Source organism: Schinkia azotoformans (assembly GCF_035811335.1).
Taxonomy (GTDB): domain Bacteria; phylum Bacillota; class Bacilli; order Bacillales; family Bacillaceae_J; genus Schinkia; species Schinkia azotoformans.
Genome location: NZ_JARSMD010000029.1, coordinates 18,672 through 41,815, shown reverse-complemented (window position 1 = coordinate 41,815; position 23,144 = coordinate 18,672). Strand labels below are relative to the sequence as shown.

Sequence of the window (23,144 nt, the reverse complement as noted above, 5' to 3'; positions counted from 1 at the left end):
TATTATTGATGTAATTATACAAACCTATATTAAGAACATAGAAGGAAAAAGGAGATTATGGAATGAGGCTTACACCAAAGCAAGTAGTAGAATTACACGGTTTTAATAATCTTACTAAATCCTTAAGCTTTAACATGTTTGATATTTGCTATACAAAAACAAAGGAAGAGCGTGAGGCTTATATAAATTATATCGATGAACAATACAATGCAGACAGACTTACCAAAATTTTGACTAATGTTACCGAAATAATCGGAGCAAATATATTAAATGTTGCCAAACAAGATTACGTACCACAAGGTGCCAGTGTTACCGTATTAATTTCGGAGGGGCCTGTTGATGAGTCGGCGGAAGAGGCGTTTGAGGAATCTCCCGGACCAATTCCAGGATCTATCGTTGCCCAAATGGATAAAAGTCATATAACCGTTCATACATATCCTGAATCTCACCCTGATGAAGGAATCAGCACGTTTCGAGCAGATGTCGATGTATCAACCTGTGGTGAAATTTCACCACTTAAAGCCTTAAACTATTTAATCCATTCGTTTGAAACCGATGTTATGACTATTGATTATCGTGTTCGTGGGTTTACTAGAGATATTTCTGGTCACAAATTATTTATTGACCATGAAATAAACTCGATTCAAAATTACATCCCCGATGAAGTGCAAGCTTTATATCAAATGATCGATGTTAACATCTACCAAGAACATATTTTCCATACCAAATGTAAGCTTAAACAATTCGATTTGGACAATTATTTGTTCGGATATACAAAAGAAAAATTGTCATCACAAGAGCAGCTTACGATTGAAAGAAAACTGAAAATCGAAATGGATGAAATTTTCTACGGCAAAAATATTACGAATGGGTTTGAATAAACCATTTTACTTTTATTCCGCAGTTGCTATGATTAAGTAAAATATTAGAAATTTTAGGGGACATAAAGCATGAGTAGAAGATTAGCTTACTTATATATTGCAACTGCGGCATTTTGTTGGGGAATTATCGGGATTTTTATTTCTTACCTTTATGAATTAGGCTTTAATCCAACACAGGTTGTTGCGATTAGATTAATTACGGCTGCCTTTGTTCTTTTTCTTTATGTTTATTTTACGAATCGGCACCTCCTTAAAATTAAACTATCCGATAGTAAATATTTTATCGGAACCGGTATCGTAAGTTTGGTGTTTTTTAATTGGTGTTTATTTAATGCACTTCAGGAAACAACGATTGCGATTGCTGCGATTTTACTCTACACTGCACCAGCCTTTGTCACTATTTTATCGAGGTTATTTTTTAAGGAGCCATTAACTGCTAGAAAGCTATCGGCTTTATTCGTAACGTTTATCGGCTGCGCTTTTGTTATCGGCGTGTTTCCAAGTACCAGTGATTCAATTTCAACTTATGGATTGATTCTCGGCATAGGAGCAGGGCTTTTTTACGCCCTGTATAGCATTTTCGGTAAATTCGCACTGATGAAGTATGACTCAATAACGGTTACAATTTTTACATTTATATTTGGAGCCGTTGCGATTGCTCCCTTCAGCGGATTGAGCTCAGTAATTCCTCTGATTTTAAATATAAAGGCGGTACTGTGCATAATCGGTCTTGGTATTGTCTCAACCGTATTCGCTTTTACATTATATACAAAAGGACTTAGCGCAGTTGAATCAAGCCGAGCATCGATTATCGCGACAATTGAACCGGTTATAGCTGCACTTTCCGGCTTTCTCGTCTTTAACGAAAGGCTCGAAGTATGGCAGTATTTAGGCATTCTGATGGTCATTGCCGCTGTCATCATTGTACAGGAACGTAATGAAAAAGAAATACCTTCGGATCTGGAGCTAACCCATTCATCATCTTCTGATATATAAGTATTTAGAATACGAATTTAGGATCCTTGGGAATTTTGATTTCAGTCAAATTCTTTTCGAGGGTTTTATGAGAAACTATTATTATCAAAACAATAAGGAGACTGATTAATTATGGAAAAACAATCCCTTCAAACATACAAAGAATATAGTGATGAAAAATTCACGAAAAGAATCATTTATAATAAAGGTGGCAGCACTGTATTCATATTAAATTTTATGCCTGGTCAACAGCTCCCTGAGCATACACACCCTGGCACAGAAGTATACCTGCTTGTACTCGATGGCGATGGCACATTCATTATCGATGGAAAAGAAATTGCTGTTACAGCTAACGATGTGGTCCATTGCGGCAGTGATGAAAAAATGGCATTTAAAAATAGCGGCACAAGCCCATTAAGTCTTTATGTTGCGTTAAATAAAATTCCTAATGAAAATTATGCGAAAGATATTTAACTAAAAAGAATTTGAATAAGGGGCTCCAAAAAATCAGCTTCCACTGACTTTTGGGACAGCCCCTTCTATTTTTTATATTAAATTTCTATTGATATAAAATATCATCCCTAAGGGCCTCTACTCTAGTTAAAGCTTGGTCAATATCCCTCTCCTCTACTCCAAAATGTGCAAGCGAGTCATGCAAATGCTTTACAATCGCATCAAAATGATTGGGTTGCAAATTCATTCCTTCATGCGCTTTCGCCATGGATTGGCCGGAATATTGATTAGGACCTCCCAATGCAAAGCTAATAAACTTGGTTTGATGTTCGCGTTGTTTATCCATATCGGTATCCTCAAAAAAGTGGTTTACAGTAGGATCCTTCAGCACCAACTCATCATAAAAATAGTCGACAACCTTTCCTATTGCTGCTTCCCCGCCAACTTTTTCATATAATGTTTGTTCCATAAAAATACATCCTTTCCTAGTGAAGTCACAAAATGTATTTTCCTCAAACTTCGAGTAATTTATACTGCTACCCCCAAAAAACATGTTTTAACGTAGAATTATTTAATTAGCAAAGAATGAATTTGACACAGAATGGATGAACTATATGTTTTTTACTCATAATATTGGAATTGGGATCGATTTAGGATCAACAAATATTTTATTGCACCAAAAAGGAAAAGGGATCATCTTTCAGGAACCTTCTGTTATCGCCATTAATGTTGAAACAAATGAAGTTGTGGCAATAGGTAATGAAGCCAAAAATATGGTTGGAAAAACTCCCAAAAATGTAGAGGTAATAAACCCTATTAAAAATGGCGTTATTTCTGATTACAATCGGACAGCTCAAATACTTAAAATACTAATGAAAAAAGTAACAAATGGGAGCAGCTTATCATCATTTAGAAAACCAAATGTCGTAATTGCAGCACCAACAAAATCAACCCCAGTAGAAAAGCGTGCCATGATCGATGCCGTTAAAAATTGCGGTGCAAAGCAGGTTCATATTATTGAAAACACAATATCAGCTGCAATTGGCTCCGAGCTAAAGGTTGATGAACCCATTGCAAGTATGATTGTTGATATCGGTGGTGGCACAACAGAAGTTGCGATCATTTCCTACGGTGGTGTTGTTGCTTGCCATACGCTTAAAATTGGCGGGGACAAATTTGATGAAGATATCACCCAGTATATTCGCAAAAAATATAATTTACTTATTGGTCAACAAACAGCTGAACAAATTAAAATAGAGATTGGTTTTGCAACGAAAAATCATGATGAAATAAATTGTAATGCCCGCGGCAGATACTTGGTCACAGGGCTTCCGAATACAATTACACTATCATCTAAAGAAGTTCATGATGCAATGAAAGAATCTTTGGAACAAATTTTAGCTACGATTCGTTTAACTTTAGAAGAGTGTCCACCTGAATTAAGTGGGGATATTGTTGATTATGGAATTACTTTAACTGGCGGTGGGGCCCTTTTAAAAGGAGTCCAGGAATGGCTAAGTGAAGAAATACATTTACCAGTAAATCTTGCCCCTTCACCACTTGAATCTGTAGTGATCGGTACTGGGAAAGCACTTGGGTTTGTCGACAAAATGAAAAACGATACCGCTTCTCTCTCTTATTTTAAGGACAAGATACAAAATACTGCAAATTAGGTTGGGGAGTCTTTGATAGACTCCCACCGCAGGAATGGAAATAAGAGATTGACCACAAATTCTATTACAAGAAATGTTCGTATGGCTATAGCAAGAGAAAAAAACTCACTTAAAACCTTGAAATAGGAATTAAGCGAGTTATATTTTTTCAACTTTTATTTTATTAACACGGTTTCTTTTCCACTTTCATCAATGGAGTACTTATGATCCTTGGATGCTTCTTCGATTTCTTTATAAGCCCAATGAGTTGTTGGTACATCTATAAAAGTTGGTTTAACATCACCATATAGTGGTCCTCGTTTTAGGATTCTGTTAACAATCGTAACTGCTTCTGCTCTTGATAGCGGCTTATTAGGTTGGAATGTACCATCTGGCATTCCATTCATGATATTAGCTTTATCAACAAGCATGATTGCTTGCTCGGCCCAATGGCCTTGAATATCTTTGGCGCTAGATGAGCCTGTTCCTTCTAGTTTGAGCCATCTAGAGACAATAGCAGCCATTTCTGCTCTTGTTATTGATTTATTCGGACCAAATGTATGATCTGAATAGCCTCTCATAAGTCCGGTTAGTTGGGCTTTTTCTATCGAAGTCATTGCCCAATGCCCTGCTGGAATATCTACATAACTTGTTGGTGAAGTATTTTCTTTTAGCTCACCGTCATAGACACGTGAGAGTAAAGAAGCCATTTCTGCCCGACTGATACTATTAGCCGGTTTAAAAGTGCCATCTGGATACCCAGAGATATAGGCTTTATGAACAGTACCCTCTACCTTTTTATCCTTTTCCAGTTGTGCAAAATACTCCTTTGAGCCTTCCACGTACACTAATGTGAATGTACTAAATTTATCAATTCCAAATTCAATGCCTAATGTACCATCTTCATTTGTAATAAAAGTACCTTTGATTACCTCTTTTGTACCATCACTATGTTCAATGAAAATGACAAGATCATCTAAGATTCTTTGTCTACTCTCTTTGTCTTTCGGTAAGTCTTCTTCACGAATTGGCATCGTAATCGTAACTGGTTGGCTTTGGAGGTTCGTCTCAATTTCTGCCGGTCTGCCTAGTACTTGAATATCTCTTCCTTGCACTACATCTTGAACGATTTGTTCTTGTTTAGCTCTTTCAGCTATTTGGTCTTTTTCTTGCTGACCTTTAATAGGAACCACTCGGAAATAGAGATCTTGGTTAAATTTCTCTAAAGTAGTGTTCGGAATTGTGAGCTTTGCATTTTCTGTTTTAATTTCTAAGTCAATTCCTCCAGACTTTATCGCTGTTAAAGCTATTTTTGGAATGGACACATTTACTTCCGACACTTTATCTTCAGCATCCGGTATGACAATCCGTGCCGTCTTCTCACCTTGATTTTTTAGTGCAGCTATCGTTTCTTTAGCACTTTGTTCCGTCATCACCACTGAATCTTTAACTGTTCCATTTGAACCAGCGGTTCTTTGGATAGTGGTTTGCGAAACAGTTGTTCCCGTTGTGCCGCTTTGAACCGGAACCGTTATCTGGGTGCCTTGTGATGGAGCACCTCCGCCTCCACCTCCACCGCCAACAGAAGGTCTAGCGATAACGTTAAATGTATCATTGACAACGTTTGTCTCCTGCCCTACGACCACTTTATAGGTCCCATAAATGGCATCATTCGATAAGGAAAAAGTCTTTGAATAGTTTCCATTATCAAGGACAGATAATACTTCAATATAAAGAATTACATTGTTCGGATCGTATACCTTTGCAATGACTTCTGTAAAAGGACTTGTACCAGAAATCGTGACTTGATCTCCACGATATTTATCCGTGATGTCTGTAACGTTTAATGCTGCTGCTTGCACATTTGATATTGGATTGAACACCATTATGCAGATAAGCATGGTCAAGAACAATAATGGTAGTTTTCTCACCATAAATTTCCCCTTTCACTTACTTTATTATTTACTTGATATAGGAGGGGGGAAAATCCGCCCTCCTCTAGCTGAAAATACTTAATTTTGGATGGTGAGAGTCTTTGAATCTGCTAAACTTCTTCCTACATCTGTTTGATTGGTTATATCTTTATCCAATACATTGACAATGACAGTATAGCCAGAGCCAGTTACATTAAAGTAGGCTGATACGTTCTCCGTTGCTTGTAATGTTTTCTCAATAGCTACGACACTTACTGGGGTTGTTCCTTTCATGAGCTGGAAGACAACATACTTTGTACCTGAAGTTGGATTTGTATCATCCTGTAAGGAAATCGTTGCAGCGGCTTTAATTCCACCTGAATTACTTAAAGATCCTTCAATTTGGTACGGCTTGGTCTGATAAACAAATGTCTTGATAACTTCATTGCCAGACGCATCTTTAATATAAACTGTGTAGATTCCTTCTTCACTTATAATAAAGTCGTTTCCAGTAAAGCCATTTCCATCATTTACAAAATCAAATTTAGTCTTATTCCCTTTGAGCCATTTCTTTTCAACAATCTGACTTGATGTATTTCCAATTGAAACAGAAACCTTTGTTCCATCATTTGTAGATAACGGTAGTAGCTCAATTTGGATAGATGGAAGAGTAATCGTTTCAACTATTACATATCCTACACTTTCATTACCAGCGTTATCTTTGACATACACCGTGTACGTGCCGTTTTCATGGACATTAAACGTTGTACCAACTAGCTCTGTGCCCAAAGCCGCAAAATCACTTGGAAGGAGAGTTCCTTTTGCCCATTTTTTCTCTTTGATTCCACTTTGATTTTCATCAATATCAACGGCAATTGTTGACTCAAAGTTGATGGCGTCATGGTCCACTACAGTGGCAGTTACAACAGGTGCCGTATTATCTATATTACCAACTGTTACATGGGCAATTCGTTCATTTCCTGCATCATCTTTTGTATAAATCGTATACGTATTATTTTCTGAAACAGTAAATTGATAGTTTAATTCAATGACATCACTTGTCATAGTCCGTAGCATTGGGACTAGCTCTGGAATTTCCATTTCCAGTACTGGTTCAATCACAGCTTCCGGTGCCAGTGGTGCGTTTTCCTCTCCTATTTGCTCATCCGCTGGAGTTTCTGGTACTTTCTCTTCTGATTGTTCATCTGCTGGAGCTTCCGGTGTCCCTTCTTCTGATTGATCATCCATTGGAGTTTCTGGTGCTCCCTCTTCTGATTGTTCATCCGTTGGAGTTTCTGGTGCTCCCCCTTCTGATTGTTCATCCGTTGGAGTTTCTGGTGCTCCCCCTTCTGATTGTTCATCCGTTGGAGTTTCTGGTGCTCCTCCTGACAGTGCATCGTCTGCTACATCAACAATTGAATCCTGCTGCGAAGTTTCTTCAGGGTTCAATTCTCCTACAGTAGTTTCTGCTATTTGTCTCGTAAAGGTTGAATCTATCCCAAACGGTGTTAATTCATAACCACTGCCATCGCTAAAATAGCTGGCATCTTGTTCCCCAACTGCCCATCTCGTCGTTGCAATGGAACCACCTTTCTCCCTAACTGTTGCCGATATAGTGACATCACCAGTTGTCCATTCAGTTGGTACATCAACTAGAATCACTGGTAGTTCATTATCAATGGAGGATACTTCTACCGTTTCAACAACTTCATTGCCAGCAACATCGCGAATGTAGACTGTATAATTACCATTCTCTGTTACAGCGAAACTACCATCTACAACAAGAGAACCCACATCTTTAAAGTCACCTGCAATTCTTGTTCCTTCAAGCCATTTGATAATTTCGACACCAGAATCTTGATCGGAACCGTCTACTGCAATCAACACCTTATCATTTGTAGCTGTATTATCTACACTTACATCAAGAGTTGGCAGGGTTGTATCAATATTACCAACAGTAAAGGTGTATACAGATTGGTTGCCTGCTACATCTTGTGCATAAACCGTATAAGTACCATTCATAGCGACCTCAAAAGAATCAGAGAAGCTCGTACCATTCGATAAGAAATAATTCACATCGTTCTCATCTACCGCCCATTTTGTACTAGCAATACCACTACCTGAATCTGTTATTATTGGTGTCACAAGTAGAGGTCTATTAGTCCATGTTGTTGGCGGTGTGTATGAAATCTGTGGTGCATCTATGTCATGTAATTTTAAAACTTTCAGTACAAATACTTTGGTTGTGCTTACTCCACCTTTTGTAATCGTTGCTGTTAATGTCACGCTCGCATCTCCCGCACCGTTCGTCGGGCGTATAACCGTTCCATCTAGACCTATCACATTTGTGGCATCACTTGCCCATGTGATGGTTGTGCCGTCTGCTCCTGTTGTTGGCAAGGTCACAGACTGTGTAACGGCATTAATGCTATCTCCTGTTCCGTAGCCTATCTCTAGGGCTGCTTTTGCATTCGTAACAGCTTCTGCATCGGTTTGCGATTGCTTCAATACTTTCACGACAAACACTTTGTTTGTGGTTTCTGTGCCTTTGGTGATCGTGGCTGTTAACGTCACGCTCGCATCTCCCGCACTATTCGCTGGGCGTGTTACCGTTCCGTCGTTCGCAATTACGCTTGGAGTATCACTATTCCACGTAATCGTTGTGCCGTCTGCTCCCATTATTGGCAACATCACGGACTGTGTAACAGCATTGATGCTATCCCCTGTTGCATAGCCAATCTCCAGCGCTGCTTTCGCATTCGATACGGCTTCTACATCGATTTGCGATTGCTTCAATACTTTTACGACAAACACTTTCGTCTCAGTTACGCCGCCTTTGGTGATCGTGGCTGTTAACGTCACGCTCACATCCCCCGCACTGTTCGCTGGACGTGATACCGTTCCATCTACTCCTATCACATTTGTGGCGTCACTTGCCCATGTGATCGTTGTGCCATCTGCTCCTGTTGTTGGCAAGATCACAGACTGTGTAACTGCATTGATGCTATCTCCTGTTCCGTAGCCAATCTCTAGCGCGGCTTTTGCATTTGTTACCGCTTCTACATCGGTTTGCGATTGCTTCAATACTTTTACGACAAACACTTTCGTCTCAGTTACGCCGCCTTTGGTGATCGTGGCTGTCAACGTCACGCTTGCATCTCCTGCACTGTTCGCTGGGCGTGATACCGTTCCATCGTTCCCAATTACGCTTGGAGTATCACTATTCCACGTAATCGTTGCTCCGTCTACACCTGTTGACGCTAGGGTGACATCTTGCGTTACTGCATTTACGCTATCTCCTGTCGAATAACCAATCTCCAGCGCGGCTTTTGCATTCGTTACGGCTTCCGCATCCGTTTGCGATTGCTTTAACACTTTCACGACAAACACTTTGCTAGTGGTTTCAGTACCTTTGGTGATCGTCGCTGTCAACGTGACACTTGCATCCCCCGCACTGTTCGCTGGGCGTGATACCGTTCCATCGTTCCCAATTACGCTTGGAGTATCACTATTCCACGTAATCGTTGCTCCGTCTACACCTGTTGACGCTAGGGTGACATCTTGCGTTACTGCATTTACACTATCCCCTGTCGCATAACCAATCTCCAGTGCTGCTTTCGCATTCGATACGGCTTCCGCATCCGTTTGTGATTGCTTTAACACTTTCACGACAAACACTTTCGTCGTAGTTTCAGTACCTTTGGTGATCGTCGCTGTCAACGTCACGCTTGCATCTCCTGCACTGTTCGCTGGGCGTGTTACCGTTCCATCGTTCCCAATTACGCTTGGTGTATCACTATTCCACGTAATCGTTGTTCCATCTACACCTGTTGACGCTAGGGTGACATCTTGCGTTACTGCATTTACGCTATCTCCTGTCGCATAACCAATCTCTAGCGCGGCTTTTGCATTCGTTACCGCCTCTACATCAGTTTGCGATTGCTTCAATACTTTCACGACAAACACTTTCGTCGTAGTTTCATTGCCTTTGGTGATCGTGGCTGTCAACGTCACGCTTGCATCTCCTGCACTGTTTGCTGGGCGAGTTACCGTTCCATCGTTCCCAATTACGCTTGGTGTATCACTATTCCATGTAATCGTTGCTCCGTCTGCTCCCATTGTTGGCAACATCACGGACTGTGTAACAGCATTGATGCTATCCCCTGTTGCATAGCCGATCTCTAGCACTACTTTTGCATTCGATACGGCTTCCGCATCCGTTTGCGATTGCTTCAATACTTTTACGACAAACACTTTCGTCTCGGTTACGCCACCTTTGGTGATCGTTGCCGTCAACGTGACACTCGCATCCCCCGCACTGTTCGCTGGACGAGTTACCGTTCCATTGTTCGCAATCACGCTTGGAGTATCACTGTTCCACGTAATCGTTGTTCCATCCGCTCCTGTTGACGCTAGGGTGACATCTTGCGTTACTGCATTTACGCTATCTCCTATCGCATAACCAATCTCTAGCGCGGCTTTCGTAACCGCCACTGGGTCAATTTCCGTTACTACAACTGTTTCGGAAATAGTATTTCCTGCCTTATCACGAACCCATACTGTATATGTTCCATTTAGCTCAACGTTAAATAATAATCCGTCAAATGTAGTTGCCTGTGCATAATCAACATCAGTACCAAGCGCAAACTTTTTCTCCGCTATACCCGATACATCATCGCTAGCATCTACTGCAATTGCCACATATTGGTTCGTTACTTGTGATACTGACTTTTGGATTTTATTAATTTTCGGCGCAACTTTATCCACTAAAATGGTTCCCGTATAGGTAATTGATACTGAATCATTTGTAGTTGAACTGCCGTCATTTACAACAATATCAATATTTGTATAGGTTCCTTCTGACAGCTCACTGCCTTCCCACTCTAACTCCCAATTACCAAGTGCATCTACTGGAGTTGTTTTTTGTTTGCCATCAATTGTCGCAGTTACGTTCAATATATCTTGCCCTATCGATCCCGATAAAAATTGACCAGCATTAACATCTGTTGCTGTACCTGCCAAAATAACTTTACCATCAGCATTTACAATTTGATCCTCGTTCGAATCTATTAGGGTAATACTTGGCTCATTATTTAAATACTCAATTGAAATATCATCTTTCGTTGCAAATTGAACCACTGAAGCAGGTGCGTTTATAAAGGCATTATCTAAGAATTCAACTTTTATGTTGTTAACATTATTCCCTAGCCCATGATTATCGGCATTTCCTGTCAGCTGCAAGTTAATTTGCTTTTCATTAATAAGTGTAGCTACAGGTGTTAATCCTGCTGGAACATTTAATACGTTAACTTTATCACTCGCTACAAAGTCTTCACCTGTCGTTCCATTAAACTCATCAAGATCCAATGTGATCGTAATCGGCGTTGTACTGATTGAACCGTCATTGCTGTCTGCTTCCATAAACGTTGCAGGGACATACGTTAAGCTTGCTATACCTATAAATTCAATCTTCAAGTCGTCCTTTGTTGCATTTTGTACTTTCGTAGCATCTCCACTTACAAATGCTCCATTATTAAATGTAAAAGTCAAATCATCGACATTGTTATATTCCAAATGTTTACTAGCTTTTCCGGTCAACTTAACTTCCAAAACGGTATTGCTTATTCGTTGTGCTACTGCTGTTAAACCGTCCGGTAGATTAGAAACTTCCAATTTTTCCAATGCTACAAAATCATCGCCATCGTTTCCAGTAAACTGATCGTCGCTCAATTCAATTGTAATCGCTGTTGTTGCTATGGAACCATCATCTATTTCTGATTCTGTAAAAACAGTGCTTAAATACGTTAAGCCACTTACATCTGCAAAGTCGATTTGAAGGTCATTTTTAGTCGAATTGACAACCTCTGAAATATCTCCTTTTGTAAAAGCCGTTTTATCAAATGTAAAGGTTAAATTGTTTACATCATTTACATTTAGATGATTTGCAACTGCCCCTTCCAACGTCACTTGTAGCTCAGTACCACTTGTTCGTATTGCTTTTGCAGTTAAACCATCCGGTAAATTTGTAACCTTTAATTTATTCGTTGCAACAAAGTCCTCATCCGAGTTACCTGTAAATGTATCATTTGCTATTGTTATCGTGATTGGCGTTGTACTAATTGTTCCGTCGTTCTTTTCGGATTCTTTAAAAATCAAACTAGAATACGTTAAAGTGCGTGGATCAGCAAAATCAATTTTTACGCCTGATTTTGAACTATTTGTAACCTTGGCAGCATTTCCACTTGTAAATGCTGAATTATCTAAAAATGAAATTGTTATATTGTCTGTATCATCGATATCAGAATGATTATCCGCTTCCCCTTCTAAGGTAACATATAAAGAAGTACTACTCTCACGAATGACTTTCGCCTGTAAACCATCTGGTACCCCTTCGATCAATACTTTATCAGTAAAATTGTCGCCATCGTTTCCGGTAAATGTATCATATTTTAAAGTAATCTTTAACGGATTCTGGAAATCCTTTACATTTCTTTGGATGGTTCCATCATTTGCTTCCGTCTCCACAAACGTATCACCGTAATACGTTAAGATTGGTGCCGGATCAAAAAAGTCAATTTGCAAATCATTTTTAATTGCATTATTAACAATAGATGCTTTTCCATTTGTAAAAGCTGAATTTAAAAATGCAATTGTTAGGTTATTTACATCATGAATATTTTCGTGTTTAGTAGCTGTCCCGCTTAAAGATAATTCAAGTTGATTGGCACTTGTTCGTATTGCATGCAATTGAAGATTTGCAGGTAGATTGGTTACTTGCAATTTTCCAGACGTAGTTGCTGCAAAATCTTCGCCATCTACACCGGTAAACGTATCATTCGCCAATGTAATCGTAATTGGTGTCGTACTAATTGAACCATCATTTAAATCCGATTCATAGAACTTAGAACCGGAATAGCTTAAGGATGGCGCAGTTGTGATAGTTACAGTTCCTTCTGTTACATCAACAATTACATTTTCCCCGAAGCTATCTGTAAACTCGGAAGTGTAATCCTCGTCTGTATCCAATGTTATTGAAGTATCTCCTGAAGATGCTGTCTCTTTTATCTTAAATTTAATGGCAATTAACTCTTGAAGGGTAGAAAGCGCAGTGTTCCCAAGCCCAGTAATCGATAATTTACCATTCTCTTCATCATTCTCAATGCCAATATTATATTTCGAAACAGTTGTTTTTTTAGTAAAAGTCACATAATCAAGCACATTTTGATCATACTCTAAATTTAGATTAAAAGATTTAACATTAGAAGTAATACTGCTTATCGAAACAGGAATTTCTACTACATCCCCTGCAAACCCTGTTATAGAACCAATAGCAATCTTAGCTGTCGGATTGCTGAAGTCAATTTCAAGTGGATCACTTGTTGTCATCTTAACAACAGCCGTATTTCCTTTTGTAAAAGCTTGGTCCTTAAGGGTAATTCTTAAATTGTCTGCAGTCGTAACATCATTCACATCTAGATGGTTTGTTGCATTCCCTATTAAACTAACTTCAATTTGATTTGCACTTGTTCGTTCAGCACTAATACTAAGTCCAGCAGGTAGTTTAGTTGAATCCCAGTCCAAATACGCTGTAAAATCTTCTCCATCTGTATCAACAAATGTATCATTCTCTAATGTAATCGTAATCGGTGTTGTAAATGAGCCATTATTGGCTTCTGCCTCCGTAAATTTAGTAGCCGAATAATTTAATTTCCGAACGGATACAGCTCCTTCTGTTACAGTTCCGATGATATTATTTCCTTCAATATCAGTAAACTCAAGTGGCACAGAGATATCATCTGTGACAGCACTTATTTTTAATGCTTTTTCCCCAGTTGTTGCACCAGCTTTTACTTTAAACTTAATTTTGAATAAATCTTGGGTTGTTGTAATCGGATTATCTCCACCACTCATGTCAACCCAAGCTGTTTTTAATACCCCTTCATCATTAATGGCATTGTAAGCAAAACCTATATCATCTTGTATTGCAGGACTTACATCAACAACCTCTAATGCATCTTTATCGAAATCAATAAACATACCATATGCGGCAATATTTGATGATACATTAGTAATAGCTACAGGCACCTCTATTTCTTCACCAACAAATGCTGCTACCTCACCGATTTTGATTTCTGCTGTTCCATCCGCAAAGTCAATGGCTAAATTATCCATTGTTGTATTCTGTACAATAGATGTAGTTCCATTTGTAAATGCTGTATCCTTAAATGATAATTTGATGTTACTAATATCATTGCTATTGGCATGATTAGCAGCTTTTCCTGTTAAAGTCACTGCAAGTTGATTAGCAGTCGTGCGGATAGCACTTAAAGATAATCCTTCTGGCAGATTTTCAACTTCTAATTTATTGTTTGTTGCAAAATCCTCACCATCTGTACCGGTAAACGTATCGTTCGTTAAGGTAATCGTAATCGGTGTCGTGCTGATTGAACCATCATTCGCAGCTGCTTCGACAAATGTTGTACTAGAATATGAAAGTGAAGGAGCTTCGCTAATTGCTATTTTACCAGCTATTACGTTGGCTAATACTCTCTTATTGTTGTCATTTTTTAGCACTATTGGTGATGATTGTGTCGCACTAAGTATAATAGGCATGTCCCCAGAGTAAGCTTCATTTTTCGCTTTAAATTTGATTGTGAATAACTGTTGTTTCTCCACACCAGTTAATGGATTAAGCGTGCTTGTTAGATCTGGCCAGCCAACACTAATTAACCCTTTTTGATTATCAAAGCTTGAAAAAGCATTTAAATTTATTGGAGAAATACTTATTACTTGGAATTTATCTTTTGCAAAATCCAAAATCATATCATAGGAAGATATGTTTGAAGGAATATTGCTTATTGAAACAGGCACTTCAAATTCTTGCCCTTTATATGCATTAAATGGTATTTCAGTACCAATAGTAATGTCAGCTAATGCAAAATATCCATCACTTGTAAGCTCTAGTTCTTGTAACCATGTTTGAGAATCAATACTCTTTCCATACTCAACTGAAGTTGGATCAAAAGGGTCAAATATCCCTCTAGCTTGCTTGGTAGTTGATTGATTCCAATAAAGATTGTTAAATCGCTTTTTAGTTAAGTCGGGGCCACCATAGGTCGTTGTATATCCAACAATCCCTCCTGGATTATAAGTACCTGTAACTTCCCCACTAGCATAAGAATTTCCAAGCGTACTCGATGCGTCATTGATGCATCCAATTAAACCGCCAACGTTAGATACTCCCTTTACTGTTCCATTTGCAATGGCATTGTTGACTTTAGAAGAAAACCCTACTTTCCCAAAAAGACCCCCAACATTATAATGGCCCGTTACGCCGCCTGTAAAATGCACTTTATTAACAGTCCCAGAATCTAATACACCTATTAATCCCCCTGTACCGTCATCAAAACTACTATTATTCAGATCACCAACCACAGATACTGCTGAAGTTGCATTCGTAATAGTAGTTTGATAAGCATAGCCTAGTAAACCACCTAGCGATCCATTTCCTGAAAATCCCGCCGTTCTACTTCCCGAAACTGTTCCATTTGTCACATGAACATTTTCTATTGTTGAGCTGAAACTGGATGCCGCTAGAGTACCTACTGAATAGGATTGAAATAATCGGTTTTCTAAATTTATGTTTACTCCATCTATTGTGAGATTTTTTATTGTTGCATCTTGCAAGGTAATAAATAGGCCCGTATTTTGATACCTAGATTCAGTAATTGTTAAATTACGAATGGTCTTATCATTACCATTAAGCGTTCCTTTAAATCCACTGCTAATTGGCTGCCAATTTGAATAACTGCTTAAATCAATATCATTCACTAATTTAAAATTCTTGTCACTATACTCTCTTAAATTCAAGGCATTAAGCTGATCTGCCGTAGTAATCAGATAAGGGTCATCAACTGTGCCAGTGCCAGTAAACATTTTAATGATGCCAGTTGCCGCACTTGATACAGCAGCTCCAGTTCCTTTTTCATTTTTCGGAATAACCTCTACTTTAATTACTTTGCCCGCATCAGCAGCTTTGATTACATAAGTATTAACAGCAGATGCCGGTTGAACCAATGTTTTATTATATATTCCATTGGAGTCATAACTGTAGAATGCAAAAGTCGTGTCCGTCTCTAGATCTCCATCGGCATCAGTATACGTATAAGTGGCTGTTAAGGTTGAACCTACTTCTGCTGTTCCAGTAAGCTCTACGTTTGATGCAACCGGCAGTTGATCGCTATTGTTGTTAAAAACACGGAGTGTTGGATAACCTACTCCTTCCTGAATCGTCCATGTATTAGCAAAGTCCCAGCCAACATATGTCGCCTGTTGCTTCATCTCTACCGTAGTTTTTCCTATACCTTTCCCAGTATCAGATTGGCCTGTTGTAGTTTGATCGTAATAACTGTCTACTACCGTACCAACATTATTGACTGCTACAATACCACCTGTAATATCGGCAGCGGCAGCACCACCCACTCTTCCTATGGCATAACTATTACTAATTGTTCCAATATTAATTCCTACGATTCCACCAAAATTGTTTTTGGCATCGGAATTAAGACCTACGTTCGCCGCAGAATAACTTGAAGTGATTAATCCCTCATTAGTCCCAACAAGTCCGCCAAATTGATACTTACCAGCTACCGTACCCGATATAAAACAATGGCTCACACTTCCAGACGAGTATCCCGCAAGTCCGCCCACATGTAGCCATCCCTTAATATCAACATTCTCTAAATATATATTTTTCAAATTGGAATTGCCTAGTTCCCCGAATAAACCCACAAACTGGGTATTAGGTCGATAAATTTTAAGATTTTTAATTTTATGACCAGCCCCATCGAGTGTGCCCTCAAAAAAATCAATCGGCAACCAACCTTCCCCTGCACTATATCCACTTAAATCTATATTATTTCCCAATTTAAAATGTGCTGATTGAAAATTACGAACAGCATCCAGCTGCTCCGCTGTTGTAATGATGTAAGGATCTGCTACTGTACCAGTCCCTGAAGAAAATATTGCTCCTGCACTTGCATCACTTGGCATTGAAATTGCAATCGGCATCGCCCCTGCTGTGGCAAGGATCATCATCAGCCCTTTTTTACTAAGTGGGAACTTGCTAATATTTTTATTGTTCATCTATAATTCTCCCCTCTTCTAAATCTACCCATATAATTAATTCATTATTTAGAAATGACTACTTCACCTGAAATACTTTCCACTCATCACCTCCAAATTTGATTAGGCTGACGAGATAGGTTACAGCCTTGGTTGTTGTCCCTGCTTGTTGGTAGAACACTTCTAGATTACATCTTGAAATCGGGTCTTCTCCCGCTGTTGAGACAAAGACGTCGTTTTTCATGGCAAAGCCCTTTTCATAATCATGAGAAGCAAGGGCATACTTGGGTGTGTATTCTTTCATATATTGATCAACCTGCTGGAAAATCCCCAGTTGCTCCTGTAAAGTAATGATTTCAATCGTTTGGGTTATTTCTTCTGGCTGCGGTTCCTCAGGCTCTTCCATTATTTTTTCATCATTTTTAAATAGCTTGGTACGCAAGCGGTCCCATAATGTTTGTTTCATCGTCCCCCTCCTCCCATAATTCTTTCAAGCTATGAAACAACGCTTCTCTTACTTGTTCCTCCATCGCTTTATAGAGCTTCCATGCTTCATCGTGAAAAATCAGTATCGGGTCACGCTGTTCATAGACACGGGAGTGCAGGCTTTGTTTCAAATGGTGGATTGTATCTAAATGGACAGCCCAGCCTTCATCAATCAGCCCTATATATAGTTGGAGGAGCTGCCTTTGTTGAAGCGGTGAGAGCTTTTTAACCCGTTCACGCCAAAGTTCCTTTTCTTTTTGCACCAACTCGAACTGTTCATAATAATCCCCATACTCTCCACCGATAATCTCATCCACCTTTGGATTATCCTTAGTTGGCAGCGTATTTTCTAAATAAGCAGCAATGTGGTTTTGCGCGGTTTCCAGCCACTCCTCACCTACAAGCACTTGGCGGCGATGGTTGTAAAAAAGATTGCGTTGATCATGAATCACGGAATCCAGTAAAAAGACAATCGTGCGAATCGCAAAGTTTTGCTCTTCGACTTCTTTTTGAATCTTTTCAAATAAATCATTGTTTTTGACACTTTTTTTCCATTTTTCAGTTCTCTCTCCGGCAAAGCGGACCATCAATTCATCTTCCCATGACAAGAAAAACTTTGATTTTCCCGGGTCGCCTTGTCTGCCTGCTCGTCCACGGAGCTGACGGTCAATTCGTCTGCTTTCATGCTTTTCTGTACCGATTACATACAAGCCGCCTACATCAGCAACACCTTCACCTAAAACAATATCCGTTCCCCGACCGGCCATATTGGTAGCAATCGTAATCATACCTTTTTCTCCTGCTCTGGCGATCATCGCTGCTTCTTCCTTTTCTGTTTTGGCATTGAGGAGTTGATGAGGAAGGCCTGCTTTCGTAAGCAAGTCTGCAATATGCTCAGACTGGGCGACTGAAGTCGTACCGACCAGCACTGGTTGTCCACATTTATGGCTTGCCTTTATTTCTGCTAAAACTGCTTCATATTTTTCTAGTTTCGTTGCAAAGATTTGGTCGTCTACATCTTCACGGATGACTGGCTTGTGCGTTGGAATGACCGCTATTTCAATGCCATACAAGTCATGAATTTCTCCTTCCTCCACCTGAATCGTTCCCGTCATGCCAACAACTGTTTCGTATAAACTAAATAGCTTTTGAATCGTTATCGTTGCTTTCACACGATTTTCTTCACTTAAGATCAGACCTTCCTTCGCCTCAATCGCTTGATGCAGTCCGTCATTATATTGTCTGCCTTCTAAAATCCGGCCTGTAAATGGATCGATCAGCTGAATTTTATCTTCATCAACAATGTAATGCTCATCTTTTTTCAAAAATACATGGGCTTTTAAGCTTTGCAGCAAAAAATGAAAGATTGGAGCATGTTCACCATCATATAAATTATTAATCATTAATACAGCTTCCAGCTTCCTAATCGCCGCTGGTGTAAAAATCACTTGGTTTGTCCTTAAATCCAGTTCATAGTCCTTTTCCTTCTCCATTTTCGCAACAAGCTTCGAGCAAACGGAATAGATATCCGGCGGAGCTTTTTGCTTTTCAGAAATGATCAGTGGCGTCTTTGCTTCATCAATTAAAATGCTGTCCACTTCATCAACGATGGCAACTTGGAGAGCAGGCTGTACCATTAGCAGCCTGTCTTTAGCAATATGATCGCGCAAATAATCAAAGCCAAATTCATTGCACACACCATAAGTCACATCCTGCATATAGGCTTGTTTTTTCTCAAAAAGCTGCATTTCAGATAAATTCAAACCAACCGTAATTCCTAAAAACCGAAACACCTTTCCCATTTGTTCATAATCTCTTTTTGCCAAATATTCATTCACTGTCATCACATGAACCTTTTTGCCTAATACGTTGTACCAAATAGCAGGAAGAACAGACATAATTGTTTTACCTTCTCCCGTCGCCATTTCTGCAATCTTTCCATCCGCAAGCACCCAGCCCGCCATCAGCTGAACATTATGTAAATCAATTTGGAAAACTCGCCAAATCACTTCTTTCACTAAAGCAAATAAATAACAACGGAACTTTTCATCACGCACTTTTTTCTCTCTTAACTGAATAAATACAGTTCGCAATTGGTCATCAGATAAAGATTGATAGTTTCCATGTAATTCATTAATCACTTGGACGAACTGAAGGGTTTTGGTGTTATTTTTTTCAGCAATATATGATTTAAATTTTTTCTTTACCATCCATTTATCCTACTTTCTGTATTAATTATCGGGAAAAGTATAAAAAATGATAAAAGAAATCTAGTAGTCTACATGCCCCCCAATATTACTTCCTATCTAAGACAAAATGCCTAAAATTTTCATAGTAAATTTAGTATATACAATGATACTGAACAATTTCTGAACAAAAATGACCAGAACCATTTCAGGCATGGCACTGGTCATTTTCATTTGTTTCTGCAGTTGTAAATAAAGATTCATAATCTTCGTCAACTTGATTACTTTTCTCTATATATTGTTGAATATAGGAAACACCTACTCCAAATAAAATAAAAAAGATTGGGGAAGTTCCAATAATAGAATCATTAAACAGAGCTTGGATTATATAGGCCATCCAGCCCATAAATAAAGTCATTAATAATATGGATGACTGGTCTTGTAATTGAACTCTCCATAAAACTTTACAATATTTCCATAAATGCATGACTAACAATGCAAGAAACGCCAGTAATGCAATCATTCCTGAGCCAAAGGCAAGTCCAATATACAAATTATGTGGTTTATCGACTACGATATCACTACTTTCCAGACCAGAGATAATCCCGACATCATTTTGTGGAAAATGATAGGCAAGTGTGTCGATACCATAGCCTAAGAACGGCCTTTCTTTAATTAGTTCAACCGTTTTTTCCCAAATGTACAGCCGGCCTGTACCTGGCGCAGCACCGGACTCTGGCAATATCGGTAAAGGAGGAATGTCCACCTTTTTTCCTTGCTCCTGCTCATCTGCTGTTTCCGCATAAGCAATCGTTGCAAGGCTAATTGAATCACCATTAAATGGGTTAGTAGAAACAAAAAAACCAACACTATTGTCCCATACACGATAATTATGCGAACTCATGGTTACTAACAATACAACTAAACAAATTAGAAATGATCCAACTGCTAGAATTCCTTGACGTTTCTTTTTCTGAAAATAAAGAACCAACATTAAAAGTGGAAATAGAACGACAATCGTTAAAAAACCACTTGTCGACATCGATGTAAATAACAGCATCGTCGAAATGACCGCCATACAAAAATGAATAAATGCCCGAATTCGCTTAGGCTCAAACATCGCCAGTGTTAGAAATGTCATAATCAACACGGCAGAAATGCCGCTTATATAGTTCGGATGGTTAATGGTAGATTGAAAGCTTGATCCTTCTGTTATTTTGACATCTCCTAAATCTGCAGGAAATATCAGCGCATGAATAAAATCGATTTGCAGCAAATCCATACCATAAAAAGTGACAATGCCAATGATTCCATTCAATATCGTAAACGGATATAATGCATAAATAAAAGCATAGATATATTGATTAGAATATTTCAAATTGGCTGCAATAAAAAACAAGGTCAAACAGGCGATATAGGTTAATGTTCCATCGAGGCGGTTATATTCACCAAATAAGGCAAGCGTTTTATATGGAGCCAGTGCCGCTGAAAGTCCAATGATAACGAATAAAATTGCCACTGGAATATTAATGTAGCTTTCCTTTACCGGATAGCTCCAAAAGGCCATTCTAAAAACAAATAAAAAGCTGATCAAACAAGTGGCTCCCATTAAATAAAGAAATTTATAATAGGAATAAAAATCACCTTTAGTACCTGAATTTAAGATCGAACGACTAATCAAAGGGCTTGCAAAATCCATTACATGAAGTCGTACAATCAACGGTACAATGATAAAGATAGATAATAAAATTAATATAATGATTCGATCTAATTTACTATTCTGTTGAAATATATCATGATTGAATACGTGATTATTCACAGTAAATTCCTGCTTTCTCCCTATCTATTGCTTTTTGATTTTTTGAATTTGTTTTAAAAGTTCCTCAGCTCCTGAACGAAGTTCCTCAGGAAGATTTAATTCAAGTGCTTTTTGTAAATACAACTCAGCATTTTGGTAGTCTTTGTTTCGCGCTAAAACCTCTCCGAATTGAACCATGTATAAGCCATTCGTAATAAGCGCAGGTCTTATTTCTTGTGCCTTTAATAATTGTTCTATCGCCATTGGATAGTCTTCAGTAATTGCGCAGGCCATCCCATATTTCCATATAACTTCGTAGCTATCTCCATGTCTTCCATTTACCAATTGTCTGAGAAGCTTGACCGCTTCTTCACCTTTTTCTTCAGATAATAGCTTGACAGCATACTCGTATTGGGCACTTTCCTGATAATACCCGGCATCCTGCTTTTCTCCATGTCTATAAGTTGTTATTAAGATGAATAACATTGAAATAAGGAGAACATAAACCATTAAACTTCGCCATTGATTTGAAATATTAAATTTCCTCAATTGCTCCTCACTCCACACACGCTAAGATTTCTTGCTTAAATGAATGCACCATTCGCTGAATAGTGAATTGTTCTGCCATACTCAGACCTTTACTTTTCAACGCCAATGCTGTTTCCTGATTCTCAACTATGGATTGAACTCCTTTAAGAATAGAACTTTCACTATAGGGATCTATATACATCACTGCATCCCCGCCAACCTCCATTAATGCCTCCATCTCTGAAGTCACTACCGGACATCCTAAGGACATTGCCTCTAGTACCGGCAAACCAAAGCCTTCATATAGTGAAGGATATACTAATGCAACAGCATTTTTATATAAGTAAACTAAAATAGAATCAGGCGCTTCCACGTACAATACTTTATCCTCTATATGTAGGCTTTTTAGTAAATCCTGCTCCCATTTCGTACTACTTCCCGTACAAACCATAACCAGCTTTTCTTGTTTTTCTAACCAACCACTAATCGCACGGATAAAGAACCGAAAATTTTTTCTCCCCGTTCGATCTCCTACAAACAATAAATACCTTTCTGGTAATACTTTTGGAGAAATAGCCTCCATTGACGAATTTAATAGATTACCAGTATGAATCACTACTAACTTTTCTGAATCGATAGGTGTAAGTTTTATTAAATCTGCTTTCGTTTTATTTGAAATACAAATCACTTTCGTCGCTCTTCTAGCTAAATAAGCAAGTCGATCAGCATTCGCACCAGATGGATCATATAAACCATCTGGACCAAGTACACATCTCATTGTATCGTGAACAACCATAATGAACGGCTTGTTCGAATGAAGATACTCCAAAAAAACGTCTTCAAAAACAGGAGAGGTGATCATCAGAACATCATAGTCATTTTCTTCGATACATTTGTAATACCATTTCTTTGATAGTCTATTAACTCTATTTACTATAAAATTTCTTGACCTATTAAAAATACAATGATAGAGTTTCTGAAAACGTCCATCAATAAAATCACTATTAGAAAGGTAAAGCGGAATGGTCACTTCTATTCCTGCCTCTCTAAGCTGCTGAGCCAGCATACTATAATAACGCACCATGCCACATCTGCCATAGAAAAATATTTCGGGATCTACTAACAATTTCAAGAAAAAAATCCCCCTT

General features: G+C 38.6%; 12 protein-coding genes. 4 read left to right on the top strand and 8 right to left on the bottom strand.

All coding sequences use genetic code 11. From position 1 onward, the window contains the following. The first annotated feature begins 62 nt into the window (after positions 1-62). The 3 genes from speD (at position 63) to P9E47_RS18345 (ending at position 2,330) form a co-directional block, all read left to right on the top strand. Positions 63-881 carry an adenosylmethionine decarboxylase gene (gene speD / locus P9E47_RS18355; protein WP_326164289.1) on the top strand — a complete coding sequence of 273 codons (819 nt, stop codon included), beginning with the start codon at positions 63-65 and terminating at the stop codon, positions 879-881. A 69-nt stretch (positions 882-950) separates the two neighbouring features. Then, complete coding sequence (locus tag P9E47_RS18350; protein ID WP_003331502.1) at positions 951-1,877, top strand: DMT family transporter; 927 nt, start codon at positions 951-953, stop codon at positions 1,875-1,877. Positions 1,878-1,988: 111 nt separating this feature from the next. Then, complete coding sequence (locus tag P9E47_RS18345) at positions 1,989-2,330, top strand: cupin domain-containing protein (RefSeq protein ID WP_003331503.1); 342 nt, start codon at positions 1,989-1,991, stop codon at positions 2,328-2,330. Positions 2,331-2,415: 85 nt separating this feature from the next. Here the strand turns inward: P9E47_RS18345 and P9E47_RS18340 are convergent, their stop codons facing one another. Then, positions 2,416-2,778, bottom strand: a complete 363-nt coding sequence (locus P9E47_RS18340) for a group I truncated hemoglobin (RefSeq protein WP_003331504.1) — start codon at positions 2,776-2,778, stop codon at positions 2,416-2,418. Positions 2,779-2,923: 145 nt separating this feature from the next. On the opposite strand from P9E47_RS18340, the gene mreBH reads away from it, so the two are divergent. Then, positions 2,924-3,982 carry a rod-share determining protein MreBH gene (gene mreBH / locus P9E47_RS18335; RefSeq protein ID WP_003331505.1) on the top strand — a complete coding sequence of 353 codons (1,059 nt, stop codon included), beginning with the start codon at positions 2,924-2,926 and terminating at the stop codon, positions 3,980-3,982. A 155-nt stretch (positions 3,983-4,137) separates the two neighbouring features. Here mreBH and P9E47_RS18330 read toward each other — a convergent pair whose 3' ends face one another. The 7 genes from P9E47_RS18330 to P9E47_RS18300 form a co-directional block, all read right to left on the bottom strand. Next, positions 4,138-5,895, bottom strand: a complete 1,758-nt coding sequence (locus P9E47_RS18330) for an S-layer homology domain-containing protein (protein WP_051015804.1) — start codon at positions 5,893-5,895, stop codon at positions 4,138-4,140. 78 nt (positions 5,896-5,973) lie between these two features. Further along, a complete protein-coding gene (locus P9E47_RS18325) occupies positions 5,974-17,019 on the bottom strand; it encodes an immunoglobulin-like domain-containing protein (protein WP_326164288.1) in 11,046 nt (3,681 codons plus the stop codon). 58 nt (positions 17,020-17,077) lie between these two features. Next, positions 17,078-17,464, bottom strand: coding sequence for a hypothetical protein (locus P9E47_RS18320; RefSeq protein WP_326164286.1), 387 nt, complete (start codon positions 17,462-17,464; stop codon positions 17,078-17,080). Next, positions 17,421-19,694: a preprotein translocase subunit SecA gene (locus P9E47_RS18315; protein WP_326164284.1), complete on the bottom strand. Its 2,274-nt coding sequence runs from the start codon at positions 19,692-19,694 to the stop codon at positions 17,421-17,423. Before P9E47_RS18315 ends, P9E47_RS18320 begins: the two co-directional genes overlap by 44 nt. Positions 19,695-19,878: 184 nt before the next feature. After that, a complete protein-coding gene (locus P9E47_RS18310) occupies positions 19,879-21,489 on the bottom strand; it encodes an O-antigen ligase family protein (protein WP_326164282.1) in 1,611 nt (536 codons plus the stop codon). A 24-nt stretch (positions 21,490-21,513) separates the two neighbouring features. Then, complete coding sequence (locus P9E47_RS18305; protein ID WP_326164280.1) at positions 21,514-22,017, bottom strand: hypothetical protein; 504 nt, start codon at positions 22,015-22,017, stop codon at positions 21,514-21,516. A gap of 7 nt (positions 22,018-22,024) precedes the next feature. After that, the gene (locus P9E47_RS18300) at positions 22,025-23,128 is read right to left on the bottom strand and encodes a glycosyltransferase family 4 protein (RefSeq protein ID WP_326164279.1); all 1,104 of its coding nucleotides are present in this window, start codon (positions 23,126-23,128) and stop codon (positions 22,025-22,027) included. Between the last annotated feature and the right edge of the window lie 16 nt (positions 23,129-23,144).